The sequence below is a fragment of the Janthinobacterium sp. NKUCC08_JDC genome (assembly GCF_019345575.1).
Lineage (GTDB): Bacteria > Pseudomonadota > Gammaproteobacteria > Burkholderiales > Burkholderiaceae_D > Janthinobacterium > Janthinobacterium aestuarii.
In genome coordinates this window covers 1-223 of the sequence record NZ_JAHKQW010000078.1, presented here as the reverse complement: position 1 = coordinate 223, position 223 = coordinate 1, and the positions used below count along the sequence as shown (strand labels likewise).

General features: G+C 56.1%; 1 pseudogene. It reads right to left on the bottom strand.

Annotated features, from left to right (window positions below):
- Positions 1-223, bottom strand: a pseudogene (locus tag KO538_RS29200) (elongation factor Tu); the annotation flags it as partial.

Genomic DNA, 223 nt, shown 5'->3' with positions numbered 1-223 from the left:
ACCAGTTACGTCCGTCGTACGGAAGTAGAACTGTGGACGATAGTTGTTGAAGAATGGCGTATGACGGCCGCCTTCGTCTTTCGACAGAACATAGATCTCGCCGGTGAAGTGTGCATGCGGCTTGATCGAGCCTGGCTTGGCCAGAACTTGACCACGTTGCACGTCTTCACGCTTGGTGCCGCGCAGCAGCAGACCAACGTTGTCGCCAGCTTGACCTTGGTCC